The following is a 15,611-nucleotide window of genomic DNA, read 5'->3' on the forward strand; positions in this document are numbered from 1 at the left end:
ACGCCTATGAGCGATGTTCCGTCGATTTGGCTGGAGTTTGACGAGAATGGTGCAATTGACGCGGGCGTCGTAGCGCAGCTCACGGCATTGCTCAGCAAGCCAGGAATCGAGGACCTGGTGGTGATGTCCCATGGCTGGAAGAACGACAGGAACGATGCGGCGAAGCTGTACGGGACGCTCTGGGCCAACGCCGTCGGCAATATGCCGGCTGGCCGCGCGGACAAGATCGTCGTCGCCGGCGTGCTGTGGCCTGCCAAGGCGTTTCAAACCGACTTCGATGCCGCCGCGATCACGGATGTGGGCACGCAAGGCACGCTTTCCGCTTCCGGAGGTGCTTCGGTCTCAGACCTGCCTCAGCAGGAGTTCGACGCGGTATTGGCGGACTTCGCCAGTTTCCTGGGCCCGTCCGCGGCGCAGACCATCGCCGCGGCGCGCACCGCTGCCCAGCACTTGAATCCCGACGCCTCGCACGATCTCGCCAAGCATGCCGCAGCAGCGGTGCAGGTGGATGCACACTCGCCCGACAAGGAACTCCGGGTTGACGCAACCCGGGTTGCGCGCGCCGCCGCAGATCGCACCGAAGCACAGTTTTTGCTCGGCAGCCTTACCACGCCACCCGTGCTGAAGCTCGCTCCGAAGGTCGGCGGTGCCATGGGTCTCAGCAGTGCCGTGCATGGCTTGTTCACCGGCGCGCGCGCCGCTGTCGGCCGCTTCCTCAACCAGCTCACCTATTATGAGATGAAAAAGCGTGCTGGCGTCGTCGGCGTCAGCCTCACCGATAATGTTCTTCGAAAGCTCACGCCTTCGCATGCGGTTCGGCTGCATCTGGTCGGCCACAGCTTTGGCGGACGTTTGGTCACGGCGGCGGCCAATCGCTGGGATGCGGTTCCGAATCTGGAGCTATTTTCGCTCACGATCCTGCAGGGGGCCTATTCCCACAATGCCCTGTCCCATCAGGTCGCCGGAGCATTTCCGAAAGTGGTCGGCAAGCCCACAGGTCCCATCGTGTTCACGCACACCCACAACGACCTTGCGTGTACGCTTGCCTATGCGATCGCTTCGCGCTTTTCCCGTGACACCACGCAAGGCGTCGGCGATGCCAGCGACGAGTTCGGCGCGATGGGGGCAAACGGGCCGCAGAAACTCGAGCCGGGCGTGAGCGAGCCCGATAACGCCACCCAGCAGTTCGCGCCCAAGCGAGGCAAGATCAACACGTTCCTGGCCGACCAATACATCATCAAGACCGCTCAATCGGACGCCCACAACAACGTCACCAATCCGATCGTCGGGAAACTCCTGGCCAGTGTAATCCAGGCATGATCTTGCCGAGAGAGAGGCCATAGCATTTTGTACATAGTCATTCGCGAAGGTCGCGTGTCACATGCCGATATCGTTGCGGGGTGTCATCTTTGATTTCGACGGGCCGATCTTCGACGGCCGCGATGCAAGCCAAAAAGCGCTTGCAAGGACTTTCGATCGGTTTGAGGCTTCGACCGGGCGGCCCGACATTTCGGCCAATACTTTGCCGCTTTACGGTCCCAATGCGTTGATCGCGCTTGCGTACGCCGACATTCCCGCCGCGACCGCGAACCTTGCGGACATCTGCGATTTCTATCGCGAGACGCTCAAGGCCGGTGAGCGTCAGGGAAAGGTCGTCAGCGGGATTCAACTGCTGCTTCAGGATCTCAAGGCGCGCGACATCAAATGTGCAATACTCTCGTCGCGCGCGACGGCCGAACTCGTCGAACTGGTAACCCATCTCGGTCTGCACGGCTTCATGGACGAGATCTGGGGAAAAGATGCGCCGTTGGGCCAAAAGCCGGATCCTGCGGCGGTTCGGGCCCTGGCCGGAAAGTTGAGCGTGGCGCCGAATGAACTGGTCTACGTTGGCGATTCGGACCGCGACTTTGACGTCACCGCAGGCACGGGCGTCACATACTACCACGCCGCCTGGACAGGCGAGCCGAGCAGTCGGGCCTACACCGGCTGTCGTGCCTTGCTACGCAACGTTGCCGACCTTGAGGCTGTTCTGCGCGACACGCCTGCCTCGCAACTCGCGTCGCATCGGAATATGCCATCCACTCTGAAGGGCGCTATCCGTGTCGATCGCCTGGTATTCTACGCGGGCGCCGGGGTGTCCGTGCAATCCGGCATCGGTGGCTGGGATGATCATTACTTTCCAATCCTGCAACAGTTGAAAATGAGCCTGTGGGCAGGTCAAACGACATACAGCCTGCCGCAGCTGCTTCAACTGGTCGCCGCCGAATCGGCGCGGGCGCAAGATGTCTATGACCGCTTCAAGCAGAGCTTTATGCAGCGCAAGCAAAAACGGCCGAACGCCTATCATTATGCGATGATGCGGTCGGGTGCGTCCCGGATCTGGACCACCAACTACGATCAATTGTTCGAAGCCGCGCTGGCAAGCGGCAACTTCCCGCACTCCGTCGTGAGGGACGACGGCACCCTGATGGAGAACTTTGCCAACAGCCATCTGATCGTCAAGATGAACGGAGACTTCGAGCACGCCAAATACGCGATTGATCTCGAATGGGATCTCGTTTTTCTGGAGGAGCAGTTCGATCTGGCTGAACGCCACCGGCGCGAGATATGGCGCCTGTTCGAGGACGACTATCGCAGCAGCGCCATCGTGTTCGTCGGCACCTCGTTCACCGATCCGGCCTTGCGCCGCCTACTGTCCAGCGCCGCCAAGGCGGTCCCACGCACCCGTTTCTGGCACCACCTTCTGGTGAAGGCCGCCGAGCATCCTGCTGATCGGATCGTCGAGGCCATGTATGTCGAGAACATGAAGCGCATGCGCATCGAGACGCACCTGTTCAAGGAGTATTCCGACATCGAGCGCTGGGTGCGGCAGATTGCCGTGATCGCAATCAGGCCGATTGTGGGGTTCAGCGGCACCGCCAAGCAGGAGAAGGGTGTGCTGGTGCCGGATGGTGTGCTCGATGGCGGAACAATCAAGACGTCAGACATCGAGGCGCTATGTTTACGGATGGGACGGGCTCTGGTGCAGCGCGACTTCCGGGTGACGTCCGGACATGGCCCCGGCGTGGGGGTTCCCGTGGTCGAGGCGGCCTTCGAGGGAAATGCGAACGCCGCGCGATTCTATCTGCGCAGACGCGGCAGCACCCAATTCAGTCGCACCGCCCCGGCGGTGGTGGTGTCTGACGAAGGTGCCGGCCGTGCTGACGCTGATTTCGGTCGTATGCGGGAGCGATTTATCAGCGAGCTCGACATACTCGTCGCCATGGGCGGGTCGTCACGCGACGGAGGACCATCCGGGACGGAGATCGAGATCAACATGGCGCTGGAGCGGTCGATCCCGGTCGTCATTCTCAAGCAAGCGGGTGGAATCGCCGCGCAATGCAAAGCGAAGATGATGGCCAACCTGGGAGTGACGTATTCCGATCCCAAGGTGGCCAGCCTGGTCCGGAAAGTCAACGAGGAGCTCGATGCGGTCGGCCCCGCGGCATTGCCGGCCCATGTCGACAATATCCTCGTCAATCAGATCGAGGATCTGATTGCGGTCTCGATCGGCAGCGAGGGACGTCGCGCCGGGGATGACGATGGCGTTGCCAACCAGCGGAGATGGTGATGTCCGGGTCGGCACGGAATGATCTCGTTGGCATCATCGCCGATCTCAAGGACTCGTTTCGTGCCTATTCGATGCATCCGGCGTGCATCGATGTCGCCTTCATCGGAAACACCAGCGGTCAATATCCATCGACGCCCGGATTGATGGTGGATTTCGACGCCTTTGTTTTCGTCGCGGAGATGAATCGCGCTGCCGGTCAGCCCCTTGCCGAGCTGCGCGAAAGATGGACCGACATCTGCAACGCGCGAGCGGTCGATTTCGAGCTGCGCATTGTCGAAGGACCCTACAAGCCGCCGGTTGCGGTTCTGCATCGGCCGGTCTTCGTGGTTCATCTCGGTGTTTTCACCGAGGCTCTATATCTCGCCGCGCCGCCGCTCAAGCGCTGGGCGTGGCGAAAATACATCTGCGAGCGCGAGCCGGGACGTTTGGCCCGAATGGCACCCCCACGGCCGACGCTTGCGGAGTTCGTCACTGGCCCCAAGGGGCTGCGCAAGCGATGCGCGGCGATTGAGGCCGGTTCCGTGGAGATGACGGAATGGCTGCTGCCCGACTTGCAAACCAGATCCTTCCTCATCACCCAGGATGAAGCCAACTTCGTCGAATGTTGCTTCGCCTATGCAGCCAATACGGCGCGAAATCACGCCCGGACGCTGGGCTTGGGTGAAGCCGACCAGCTTGCAAATACCGAGTTCTTCTCCTGGTACGACGAAACGGTCTTTCGTTCTCCCGAGCTTGTCGATCTGATGAACGACAAGGCCGCCTGCAGAGATCGAGGCTTCGTCGTGGAGATCGCGCATACGCGTAGCCTCGCCCTTCGCTACATGAGGACGTTGGAGCAGCATCTGACCCCATGTGGTTAGGCGGCATTCTTCCGCGGGCAAAGGCGGCTCACCCGTCCATTGGCGATTGTTCTGGTTTGAATGGCCCGCGGCGGCTATGATGACCGGTCCTCGGATAGGAGAATCACAGATGCTTCGAGCCGCTGGAATCGCTGCATGTCTGACGGTCGCGATGGCGATGCCGGCGCATGAGGTCGCGGCTCAGGATGCCATCGGCGGCGCGATCATCGGCGGTGTCGGCGGGGCGATTCTCGGCGGCGCGATCGGCGGCGGACGCGGCGCCGCAATCGGCGCGGTCGTCGGTGCCGGCACGGGCGCTGCGATCGCCTCCGAGGGCGAGCGCCGCCGCTCCGGCTACTACGCCTATCAGCGCGGCTGCTACATGCAGCGTCCCGACGGCTATTACGTCCGGGTCAGCCAACGCTATTGCTATTGATCGATCAGCCGCTGGCGTCGCAGGATCGATGGCGGCCGGCATTCGATTGGACGCGGAGGGGTGAGTATCGGCCGGCGAGCCGCTCTCCCGAGCCGGTGGTTCGCATGAGCATCCGATCTCGCATATGCCGGTGGCTGATCGCCGCGATCGTGGCCGGCGATCTCGTCGGAGCCGGGGCTGCCCGGGCGCAGCAGATTCCAGCCGACGAACCCGCGTTTACCGCTTTCGTGGCCGAGCGCATCCGCGCCAAGATTCGTGACACCCCGGTCGTGATCAAGGGACCGCTGACGCTGTCGGTCGGCCCTCTGCAAACCAACCTCGACCGCATCTACGCCTTCTGCAAGGCCAATACCGGCGGCTGCGCCAGGGAGATCGGCGCCTATGTCAGCGGCGTCAAGGCAACGGCGAGCAGCCGGAACGATCCGCCGACCCGAGCAGCCCTTCGCGTGGTCGTGCGCTCGGCGGATTACATGCGGCAGGCGCTTCGGGAGGTCGACGCGCGCGGCCCGGCGCTGACGCGGCCCCTGGCGGAGGGGCTGGTGATCGTCCCGGTGCTGGATTCGCCGCGCGCGGTCAGGGTGTTCAACGACAGGGATCGTGCCGCGCTCGCCTTGACGCAGGACCAGGTCTTCGACGTCGCCATCGCCAATCTGCGCAGCAGCGTGAAGCCGCTCACGACGGTCGCAAAAGCGGTCCCGTCAGGACAATTCGGCACGCTGACGGGGGATTATTATCAGACCAGCCGGCTCGCGCTGGTCGACAGCTGGGCGCCGCTCGCGCAAGCCCAGGGCGGTGTCCTGATCGTCGCGGCGCCGTCGGCCGATCTCGTGCTCTATGCAAGCGAAGACAGTAGCGCCGCGCTCGACGCGCTGCGGACGCTGACGAAGAACCTCATGGCGCGCGCGCCGAAGCCGCTGTCCGGCACGCTGCTGCGCTGGACGCCGAAGGGGTGGCAGCTCGTCCGGTGAGGTGCTCTCTCGGGCGGCCGCTCTGCTCAACTCTTGCCGGCTTCCCCCGGCATGATCTGGAGCAGCGGCTCCGGTTGGATCGAGATCTGGCCGGCGAACGGCCGGTCGTGCGCGGCGATGAGCAGGACGGAGGTGGCGACGCCGGTGGCGAACAGGCCCATCGCGATCGCCGATCCCAGCCGGTTGTCGCAATGAACGAGGCCGATCACCAGCAGCGCGCAGGCCGCCTGAAGATACAGGCACCACCATTTGACCGGGTTCACCGCGGCGAGGCTGACGATGATCCGCTGCCGCCGCGCATCCAGCGCCTGCTCCAGCGCGGCGATGAGCTCGCGCTGGACATTCGCCTGCCCCGGGCCTTGCGGCGTCATCGCGACGACGATCTGCAGGGCTTCGGCGAGCGGCGGCGGCGTCACCTTCAGCGAGGCCTCCTGATGCGCCATCATCGGCCATTCCACCGCGACGGCCTGCCCGACATAGTCGCGGACGAGACCGCGCAGCCTCGCATCCTGCTCCGCCGGCAGGCCGGCCGCCAGCAGCACGGCGCTGCGCAGCGCGCTGGCCTCGCGGCTCACCGCGGCGCTGGCGCGGTCGCTGTCGCCCCAGACCTGCGCCGCGATGAAGGCCACGAACAGGCCGAAGATGATGCCGAGCACCGGCAGCATGCCCGGCGAGATCGCCTTCAGCGACTTCGCGCGCTCCTCCGTCGCGACAAGCGCGATACCCGCGAAGATGGCCGCGGCCAGGAGATAGGTGAATCCGAAGATCACCAGCGCCATCACGGGCACGGGCAGATTGTGCAGCCAGTCGCTCATGCCGCTGTTGTCACTTGATTCGAAGCCTTAGATCAACCGCATCCGCGCAGGCCGGCGTGGCCGCTCTTGCCGACGACGAACCACGATACAGCCCGGAATTGTCGTCATTTGAGCTGCGCGCAACAATTGGCACGGCGCGGCTGCGGCGCGATCAAGGGAGACGGAATGAGGACCTTTGAGAATTTCTCGCTCCGGTCTACGGCTGGTTTACCGAGGGCTTCGACACTCGTGACCTGAGTGGAGCAAAGGCGTTGTTGGAGGCGTTCGCGACGCCGTAAGTGGAAATAGCGCCCGCTTGCTCATTTCGTAAACGGGCGCCGTCTTCCATTACAACGATGCTAGTTCCTTGCTTCTTTGGGTGCTGGCGGATTCTGCGGAATAATGGTGTGGGCCTTGGTCTTGGCAATATAGCCGCGCGCGCCTCGTCGAGATGCAGAAACAGCTATTTCTGATCCAGACGAACAGCGCTGAAATCCCGGAAGCGGATAGCAACGTCAGCAGTTCTGACGGAGCTAGTGATCGGGTCAGTGGCTTAGGCGACTGGCAGCACGAAGACCGCCGCCCGAGGCCAAGCTGAACGGTCTCAGAGAGCCGCTCCAAAGAGAGCCCCGACCGTACCAGCCGGGGCTCCAGGCCAGATCCGCGCGGCCGGGAGAGCAAGCCGCGCAATTTCGGAGTATGCCTGAGTCGATGCTGCCTCCTGTGATGGAAGTGCGGCGGTCCACAGGAAAGGCTGCTCAAAGCAATCCGCTCGCCACGAACCTGCAACGAGTGGCCGCCACCGCGTAACAAGTGAGGTGAACTCCAGAACGCCACTGCCGCGCCACCAAATCGCCTAACGACTCAACGACGCATGTTGCATCGGGCCGGGGCGATGCGCATGGGTGGTGTAGTGATGCGCAATTGGTCCAATGTTTATGTGACTGCGTCCGTGAGCGGACTGATGGTCACGATGCTTTTGCTTGGCGCGATCCTCGCTCGAAATGTCGGACTGGCGGAGAAGAAAGGCAACCGGGTCATCGCTGTGCCAGCACACAGCGAGGCCCGCACCCAGACGACTTCTGAGAACGGTGGCGGAGCCACGGTAGATTTTGGTGTCGCGGACCTTAGAGGGTCGCTGCCGTAAGGAAGTGATCATCGGCCCGCCCTGCCGAGCTCGCTGAGAGACTGGCCTGTCATCTTGCCTAGCCGAGGCGATTGGTAAGGTCCGCTTTAGCCCCCAAGAGGCGACGTCGTTTAGATCAGCTTCAGTCCCCTCAGGCTGGCATGCCCGCTTCTGCCCACGATGATGTGATCGTGCACGGCAATTCCCAGCGGCTTGGCGATGTCGATGATCGCTTTCGTCATCTGGATGTCGGCCTGCGAGGGCGAGGGATCGCCTGAGGGGTGGTTGTGCACCAACCTTCCGTCGGGGCATATCGCTTTGATGTAACGGCGATTTTCGTCGAAGCGAAGGGCCGTTGGGGTGTGGATCTGGGATCGGTACCCGATGATCCAACGTGAACATCACCCTCGCGACAGGTCTGCGCATGGACCGTTTGCCTAGAGCACGCTGGATCACGAACGAGACTACACCACTTTCTGCGAACTCTCAAAGACAGGCGTGAACTGAAGATGCTGGGACTCACGTCGAAGCGAGTGCTCAGCTCAACGTCGCTTTCTCTGTGTTTAGTATTTGATCATAGCTGGAAGGCCCGTCGGGAAAATGGGCTCAGTGTCGAGAGCTGACTTTCGACGTAGGCGATGATTCACGACGTACACCGCCGAGCGTGGAAAATTGTGCGCGGTTGGCGAGTATAGCGGCATGAAGGATGCGAGCGCACATTGTACGGGCCTGAGGAATTCTATTGTTTATCCCACGCTAGCTCACGTCCAGTCCTTTCGACGCACTACAAATCACAAGATTTCTGCGATCCCAAGCGTCAAGCTCGCTCACCGGGTATAAGACGGCTTTCCCGATCTTGATATATGCAGGCCCTGTTCGCATCGCGCGCCAATTCCGCAGCGTACCAACAGTGACCTCGTTACGATATCGTGCGGACACTTCCTCCGGGGTAAGGAATTTGGCGTCTGTCATTCGTCTTCTCCATCACTCCGCCGCACGAGACGTCACGGTCGAGACAGTTGAGATGTTGACACCCAGAATGACGGAAGAAAACGGTATTCTCGACGACCGCGCATAGCTCTCGTCAAACCGGGACGAGTTGGCGCGTCGACCTTCGTTGACAGTCGCAAGATGGCGTGACAGGGCGTAGCAAAAATACTTGCGCCTCTCGGTCGCAGGTACATGACGTAGCGAAGGCTGCGGGTACTGTCCTGAGAGTGAAAAGCGGCTTCGGCCGCCTGGCCGCGCGCTACGCCTCGGAAGACCACATGGCGCGCTCACCTGCCCCGGTCGAGCCAAGAGCTCGTTACCCACGCTCAACGCGCCTTCAATGATTGTCCCGATGTAGATTCAACTTGAGCTTGTCCTGGTATACGCCAATCCGCTTCTTTGCTCGCTCAATGACGTCACCGAAGTGGAGCAGCTCAAAATAGGTCTCACCCAACGGTTGCCGAGTGCGAGGATCCAATAGGGCGCTGGATTGAAACCATCCCTGGCCGACTGAAAACGGAGTCCAAGTTCCGCTCAGACGCAGTGGATTGACAGTGTCGCCGATAAGATATCCATAAAATTTCCTTAGCCGGCCTCCTGATTTGGCCGCGAGCAAATGAGCGTACTCTGAAAGGTCGCCGATATGCTCGTCCATCGATACTCCCGGGGCCTTGAATTCGACGATAATGGCTGAGCCTTCCTTGCTGAAGAGAGCAATGTCTGGCCGTTTGCCGCCATTGTCGTCTGCCCGCTTGGCAAGCAGCTTTTGAAACTCCTGGTCGATGTCACTTTCGAAAACACATTCGCTGTCATTCCAGCGGATGCTCGATAGCGGCACATCTGAGGCGATGTAGTCGTAGTAATGGTATTCCTCACTCAGAAGCCAAATGTCGTGGTCAGCGACCTCAGTGCTATCCTTCCGCATCGGGAAGAAGATGCTGTGGATGATCTTCTCGTCCTTCCGGCGACGTCCCTCAGCGACTGCCTGTGCCGCGAGTTGCTTACGACACGCAAGATCAAGAATCTGTACGATCGCGGCGCGGCGGACTATCAATTGCGATAGGTTCGCCATGTCAAATGCTTTGAGGGATGATGTATATTTCCACGAAAGCTCGTTGATCTTAGCGCGAAACTGCTCCGAATCTGGCTCGGCCTTTATAATTTCCTCTTTGAGGTTGAAGATCTCCGCAGTCTCATCAATGATTCTTTCTTGGTATTTTTTTAGAACGCGCTCAGCGACAGACTGGGCTGCTTCGCCATAAACAATGCGCGTCGAGGTGTCCTGGAGCATCGCCTCGCTGACACCAAACTGATCAGTGACTTGCTTCAAAATGTCGTCCTTGTCCCAATCCGCAGGGACGACCATCTGCTCGATTATCGGATCAATCGCCTCGTGAATTGCTGCGTAAGACAGCTTTTCGACTGAAAACATATCTCCACTAGGTATCTCGTCAGGAATGTTGTCGAAGTCGTCGCGCTGCTCGTTCACGCGCTGATCCAGGTAGTCGCTCTCGATCAGAACGATGTGGTGAAATCCGCCGACTGGATTGTTCTGCTCCGTTCGGGTCCGCAGGTAATATGGGGTGATATCCTTGACGGGCGAGGATTTCGCACAAAAGGCGATGGCATTTCGAGGTAGGTCGAAGAGGCTCTCGTTGAGTTGGTAGTGAGAAAGCTTAAACCTTTGATGCGTCGCTAAGCCATCGCCGCTCCTGGGGTCTCGTTCCTCAACGTCCACCTCCCGCTCAGCCGTGACTTCCGGCAAGTCGGAATGTCTCAATACCTCGATCTCGTCGCCCGTTTTCCAATGGCGAGTGGTGAACCTGATCTCGAAGCTCCCGAGCCGACTCGCTAGGCCCACCAACCTCTGAAGGAAGGCAACCAGCATTTGCTTCTTCAAAGCGGGCGCGGAAAACAGGGTGCTAGGTGGCTCTGAGTGCTGAATCCGCGCGAGAGAGGTTTCCTTGAATTGCTCAAGCCGTACGATTGTCCCGATCGCGCCTTCACTTCCTGTGCCGGTTTCGAAGTCTTCAGGGTCGATCTGCTTCTGCGGCTCTGAATAGCGCAATTGGCGCCTCAGGATATCGTGCCCGCTGCGATAGGTGCTGTCGATCGCGAGAGCCGAGAAATGGTGAAAGAACTGGATTCGTCCCGCACCCTTGCACTGACCGATCCCGAAGATCGGAAGGTCGTCCTTGTAGGAGGTATCCTTGGTCAGAAATGCCTTGAGCTGATCGTCTCCCAACCCGCATCCGTTGTCTTTGCAGGAAACGATCATGGACTCGCGATCATCAAGCATGTCAGCTCGAATGAATTCGACGTCGATGTCAACCAGCATGTCCGTTGCAGAGGCATCCTCGTGCTTGCGGATCAGGAACGAGTCGATCGCATTTGAGATCAGTTCCTCGAAAACAACGTATGGGTTCGAGCTAATCTTCGTATTCTTGATGCTGCCCCTGATATCGAGCGTCATTTTCGTTTCAATCGCTGACGTGGTGATCCCTGAGTGATCGTTCTGACGGTCTGCGGGACATCAAGTCAAGCTGCCGTATGGAATTGGTGGAAGTGCCCAGCAAACTGGGACCCAATTTTCCGTTCGCCTCGTTTGCGGTGCACTAAACTTTCCGGGCAGATCCATCGGGTTACGCGACCTGGTGCTCCGATGACATTCTGAACGCCGGGGGGAAGACCCTTGAGGGGAAAGTTTTCCCCTGCGCCCGAGCCTTTGGTCTCGGCCGACCCCTTCTGCGGGGAGACCCCGCAACGCCCCCATTAGAGTGAGAGGGCGGACGGGCTTTGCTGTGACGGGTTGAAGAACGGAGGAAAGGCCTCCGGCGCCTGTCGTGGAGATGACCCATGACCCAAGTCGAAGTTTTGAGCGCCGGCCGCGACCATGCCGGAGGCTACAAGGTGGACGTGACACGCGGGACGCGCGTCGGCCGAGTATCGTCGGAATGGTTCTCGCGGCCAGCGGACGAGCGCTATCTGTCCCTGTCGGACCTCTGTGTCGCGGTGCGTGGACGGACCGAGCGAAGCCGGACCCGAACGGTCGAGAGCGCTGCGATTCGAGTTGAGGCCAGCCGCGACGATGCCGAGCGCCTGGCTCTGGTACTGCCCGGTTCTGACGCGCCGATCGCACCGACCCACTGGAGTTTCGGCCAACTCGCCGGCCTGGTCGGAGCGCCGGCGGCTTACCTCCGGCAGCTTCCGGCGCCGCTGGCCGGCATCAACCTGCAATACGGCTTGACCTCCCATTCCGCCGAGCAGGTGAAGACGCTCGAGATCGAAGACGGTCGCGTCGAGCTGCGCGCCGTCACAGGGCCTGAATATGGCCGGATTTTCGACCACGAGCTGGTTGAGGCCGTGCAGCGCATCGCCGGCAACGGCACCGGGGACACGCGGTGGAAGGTGCCAGGCGTGCTCGATTGGACGACTGGCTTTTACAACCCGCGCGTCGACAGCACCCAGGACACGACGACGCTCTATGCGTCCGATCGTGACATCTTCCTGTTCCTGGTCGACGACCTCAATCCGATCGAAGCCGGTCGACTGTCCGACGGGTCGCCCGACCTCTACTTCCGCGGCTTCTACTGCTGGAATTCAGAGGTGGGAGCGAAGACGCTCGGCATGGCGAGCTTCTATCTCCGCGCCGTCTGCCAGAACCGGAATCTCTGGGGCGTCGAGGATTTTGAAGAGATCACCATTCGTCACTCCAAATACGCCGCCTCACGCTTTGCGCACGAGGCGGCGCCGGCACTCGCCAGCTTTGCCAATTCATCACCGATGCCCTTCGTCAACGGCATCAGGGCGGCGCGAGAAACGATCGTCGCCCGCACCGACGACGACCGCAGCGAGTTCCTGCGCAAGCGCGGCTTCTCGAAGACCGAGACAGCGAAGATCATCGAGAGGGTGCTATCCGAGGAAGGGCGCAAGCCCGAGAGCGTGTTCGACTTCGTGCAAGGCATCACAGCGGTTGCGCGGGGCAAGGCCCATCAGGACGCACGCCTCGATCTGGAGGCGCGCGCGAAGAAGCTGCTCGACCAGGCAGCCTGATATCCGGAATGCCGGAGATGCGGAACGGCGTGTCTCCGGCTTCGTGCTTTTCCGTTTCCTGATCGTCGGTTTGCGGCGCTGCCCTCAGAGGAAGAGGGCGGCGCTGCGCTTCGTGACGGGTTGGAGGTCCCAGAGAGAGTCTTTGGGCCGCCCGTCGCGGAGTATCACCCATGGCACCTGCCGTTCAGAAGATCACCCTGTCGTCCTCGCGCGACATCCCCTTCAATAAGCTGGTGCTCAGCCAGTCAAACGTCCGGCGTGTGAAGGCCGGCGTCTCCATCGAGGAGCTAGCCGAGGACATCGCCCGGCGTACCTTGCTTCAAAGCCTCAACGTCCGGCCAGTCCTCGACGCCGAAGGCGCAGAGACCGGCATGTTCGAGATTCCGGCGGGCGGCCGCCGCTATCGGGCGCTGGAGCTGCTGGTGAAGCAGAAGCGCCTGGCCAAGTCCGCGCCGGTGCCCTGCGTCGTTCGCGATCCGGCGACCACCATTCTCGCCGAAGACGACTCGCTGGCCGAAAACATCCAGCGCGCGCCACTGCACCCGCTCGACCAATTCCGCGCCTTCCAGGCTTTGCGCGAGAAGGGCCGGACCGAAGAGGACATCGCGGCTTCCTTCTTCACCTCGGTCAACATGGTGAAGCAGCGCCTGCGGCTCGCCTCGGTCTCGCCCGCGCTGCTCGACGTCTATGCCGATGACGGCATGTCTCTCGAGCAGTTGATGGCGTTCACCGTCACCGCCGATCACAGCCGTCAGGAGCAGGCCTGGAAGGCGATCTCCGGCTCTTGCCAGAAGGAGCCTTATCAGATCCGCCGCATGCTGACGGAGAAGACAGTGCGCGCCTCCGACCGGCGCGCCGTGTTTGTCGGCCTCGATGCCTACGAGGCGGCCGGTGGCGTGGTCTTGCGCGATCTGTTCCAGTCCGACGACGGCGGCTGGCTTGAGGACATTGCTCTGCTCGACCGTCTGGTCGCTGAGAAGCTGAGGGCTGAGGCCGAGACGATCGCCGCCGAAGGCTGGAAGTGGATCGAGCTCGCCATTGAGTTTCCCTACGGCCATACCCGCGGCTCGCGCGAACTGGACGGCGTGTCTGCCGATCTTTCGGCCGAAGAGCAGGGGACCATCGAGGCCCTCAAGGCCGAATACGCCAGGCTCGAAGCCGAGCATGACAGCGTGGATGAGCTCCCCGATGAGGTTGATCAGCGCCTCGGCGAGATCGAGACCGCTCTTGCCGCCTTCGACGATCGGCCCGTCATCTATCAACCGGCCGACATGGCCCGCGCGGGCGTGTTCGTCAGCATCGACGCCGAAGGCAGGCTGTCGGTCGATCGCGGCTATGTCCGGCCCGAGGACGAGCCGCCCGTAGCTGAGCCCAAGCCGAACAGCGACGCCGAACCCGTTGCCGCGGCCCTGGACGGCGCCGAATCATCAGCGCCGGTTATCCAGCGCGCCGTCATCACCATCGGCGGGCAGGTTGCGGAACCCGAGGACGAGGATGATGATGGGGTCAAGCCGTTGCCGGACCGCCTGCTGACCGAGCTCACGGCAGAGCGGACTTTGGCGTTGCGCGACAAGCTGGCAATCGCGCCGTCGGTCGCTTTCCAAGCGGTGCTGCACAAGTTCTGCCTCGACATCTTCTCTCGGTATTCCTCCTACGGGACGGCGATGGAGATCTCCTTGCGCGACGCCAGCTTCCCGGTGCAGGCGCAGGGCCTGAAGGACTGCCCGGCTGCAAAGGCAATCGACGCGCGCCATAAGACCTGGGAGGAGCGCCTGCCGAAGGACAAAGCCGAACTCTGGGACTGGCTCACGCGTCTCCCGGGCGACGAGCAAGCGGCGCTGTTTGCGCACTGCGCCTCGTTCGGCGTCAACGCGCTCTACGAGAAAGGCGACCGCTACGGCGGCGTCACCCCGAACATCGTCGAGCAGCGGATCAAGGAGGCCGATCGCATCGCCCGGGCCGTCGACCTCGACATGGTCGTCTCCGGCTGGCGGCCGACCGTCGAGAACTATCTCGGTCGGGTACCGAAGCGCCGCATCCTGGAGGCGGTGCGGGAGGGCTCGGGCGAGCGGGCCGCTCAACTCATTGAGCATCTGAAGAAGGGCGACATGGCCAAGGAGGCCGAACGCCTTCTGGCCGAGACCGGCTGGTTGCCCGAGTCCCTTCGAATGGTTGACGTCGACCAGGCTGCGACCGCCGACACAGCGGAGCCCGAGGGCGGTGCCGAGGCGCTGCCGGAATTCCTCGCCGAGGACGACGAGGACACTCCAACCGATCAGGCCGACGAGCCGCACATGATCGCTGCCGAGTAGAAGCATAGGCTGGGGCGACGATCTTCGCCCCAGCCTATTTTTATGCGCTGCGAGCCACCTGTGGCTGCACCTTCAGGCCGTCGATCCAGATCGCGATCCTGCCGGCGGCGACGAGACCGGAGGTTTCCGCTACGAACTGCCGTACCGGCCGCGTGCTGCCGACCTCGAAGCGATGTCGATAGCCATTGGCCACGGCGCGATCGGTAAAGCCTTTCAAAGCAGCAAATCCTGCTGCTTCCTGGATCTCGAACTGAACCCTCCACCGCGTGCGTCGCGGCCGAACATCATCGAGCACCTCGACGCTGATACGGTGCTTACTCCCGCTCCGAACGGTGACCGGTTCGATCTTCTTGGTAGGAAACTTCAGAATTTGAGCCATCAAATCCTCCTTCATTGTGCGAAGCGGTTCGATGGACTTGTCGGAGCTCGTGAACCGCATTGCCGAGACCCGCGCCCCGCGCAAGGGCGCGGAGGCAGGTCAGC

12 protein-coding genes and 1 pseudogene are annotated in these 15,611 nt (G+C 61.7%); 8 read left to right on the forward strand and 5 right to left on the reverse strand.

Annotated elements, in window-relative coordinates:
- Nucleotides 1-6: 6 nt before the first annotated feature.
- The 5 genes from AC5ZFO_RS35215 to AC5ZFO_RS35235 all read left to right on the forward strand — a co-directional run bounded on the left by AC5ZFO_RS35215 (nt 7) and on the right by AC5ZFO_RS35235 (nt 5,853).
- The gene (locus AC5ZFO_RS35215; RefSeq protein ID WP_496123224.1) at nt 7-1,320 is read left to right on the forward strand and encodes a hypothetical protein; all 1,314 of its coding nucleotides are present in this window, start codon (nt 7-9) and stop codon (nt 1,318-1,320) included.
- A gap of 61 nt (nt 1,321-1,381) precedes the next feature.
- Complete coding sequence (locus tag AC5ZFO_RS35220) at nt 1,382-3,610, forward strand: HAD hydrolase-like protein (protein WP_282520355.1); 2,229 nt, start codon at nt 1,382-1,384, stop codon at nt 3,608-3,610.
- 143 nt (nt 3,611-3,753) lie between these two features.
- Complete coding sequence (locus tag AC5ZFO_RS35225) at nt 3,754-4,470, forward strand: hypothetical protein (protein ID WP_496123225.1); 717 nt, start codon at nt 3,754-3,756, stop codon at nt 4,468-4,470.
- 76 nt (nt 4,471-4,546) lie between these two features.
- Nucleotides 4,547-4,885, forward strand: coding sequence for a YMGG-like glycine zipper-containing protein (locus AC5ZFO_RS35230; RefSeq protein ID WP_404979737.1), 339 nt, complete (start codon nt 4,547-4,549; stop codon nt 4,883-4,885).
- A gap of 104 nt (nt 4,886-4,989) precedes the next feature.
- The gene (locus AC5ZFO_RS35235; protein WP_496123226.1) at nt 4,990-5,853 is read left to right on the forward strand and encodes a DUF1444 domain-containing protein; all 864 of its coding nucleotides are present in this window, start codon (nt 4,990-4,992) and stop codon (nt 5,851-5,853) included.
- Between the two features lie 26 nt (nt 5,854-5,879).
- On the opposite strand, the gene AC5ZFO_RS35240 is transcribed toward AC5ZFO_RS35235, so the two are convergent.
- Nucleotides 5,880-6,668: a bestrophin-like domain gene (locus tag AC5ZFO_RS35240; RefSeq protein ID WP_282520359.1), complete on the reverse strand. Its 789-nt coding sequence runs from the start codon at nt 6,666-6,668 to the stop codon at nt 5,880-5,882.
- An 853-nt stretch (nt 6,669-7,521) separates the two neighbouring features.
- Here AC5ZFO_RS35240 and AC5ZFO_RS35245 point away from each other — a divergent pair.
- Nucleotides 7,522-7,794 carry a hypothetical protein gene (locus tag AC5ZFO_RS35245; RefSeq protein ID WP_282520360.1) on the forward strand — a complete coding sequence of 91 codons (273 nt, stop codon included), beginning with the start codon at nt 7,522-7,524 and terminating at the stop codon, nt 7,792-7,794.
- Between the two features lie 110 nt (nt 7,795-7,904).
- On the opposite strand, the pseudogene AC5ZFO_RS35250 reads toward AC5ZFO_RS35245, so the two are convergent.
- The 3 genes and pseudogenes from AC5ZFO_RS35250 to AC5ZFO_RS35260 all read right to left on the reverse strand — a co-directional run.
- Nucleotides 7,905-8,069, reverse strand: a pseudogene (locus tag AC5ZFO_RS35250) (JAB domain-containing protein); the annotation flags it as partial.
- A 460-nt stretch (nt 8,070-8,529) separates the two neighbouring features.
- A complete protein-coding gene (locus AC5ZFO_RS35255; protein WP_496123227.1) occupies nt 8,530-8,745 on the reverse strand; it encodes a helix-turn-helix transcriptional regulator in 216 nt (71 codons plus the stop codon).
- A gap of 355 nt (nt 8,746-9,100) precedes the next feature.
- Complete coding sequence (locus tag AC5ZFO_RS35260) at nt 9,101-11,236, reverse strand: hypothetical protein (protein WP_496123228.1); 2,136 nt, start codon at nt 11,234-11,236, stop codon at nt 9,101-9,103.
- A 383-nt stretch (nt 11,237-11,619) separates the two neighbouring features.
- On the opposite strand from AC5ZFO_RS35260, the gene AC5ZFO_RS35265 reads away from it, so the two are divergent.
- Together AC5ZFO_RS35265 and AC5ZFO_RS35270 are read left to right on the forward strand one after the other, a co-directional pair.
- Nucleotides 11,620-12,816, forward strand: a complete 1,197-nt coding sequence (locus AC5ZFO_RS35265; RefSeq protein ID WP_496123229.1) for a DUF932 domain-containing protein — start codon at nt 11,620-11,622, stop codon at nt 12,814-12,816.
- A gap of 170 nt (nt 12,817-12,986) precedes the next feature.
- Nucleotides 12,987-15,128 carry a ParB/RepB/Spo0J family partition protein gene (locus AC5ZFO_RS35270; RefSeq protein ID WP_496123230.1) on the forward strand — a complete coding sequence of 714 codons (2,142 nt, stop codon included), beginning with the start codon at nt 12,987-12,989 and terminating at the stop codon, nt 15,126-15,128.
- 40 nt (nt 15,129-15,168) lie between these two features.
- On the opposite strand, the gene AC5ZFO_RS35275 is transcribed toward AC5ZFO_RS35270, so the two are convergent.
- Nucleotides 15,169-15,507 carry a hypothetical protein gene (locus tag AC5ZFO_RS35275; protein WP_496123231.1) on the reverse strand — a complete coding sequence of 113 codons (339 nt, stop codon included), beginning with the start codon at nt 15,505-15,507 and terminating at the stop codon, nt 15,169-15,171.
- Nucleotides 15,508-15,611 lie beyond the last annotated feature (104 nt).

The organism is Bradyrhizobium sp. Unk1 (assembly GCF_059512345.1).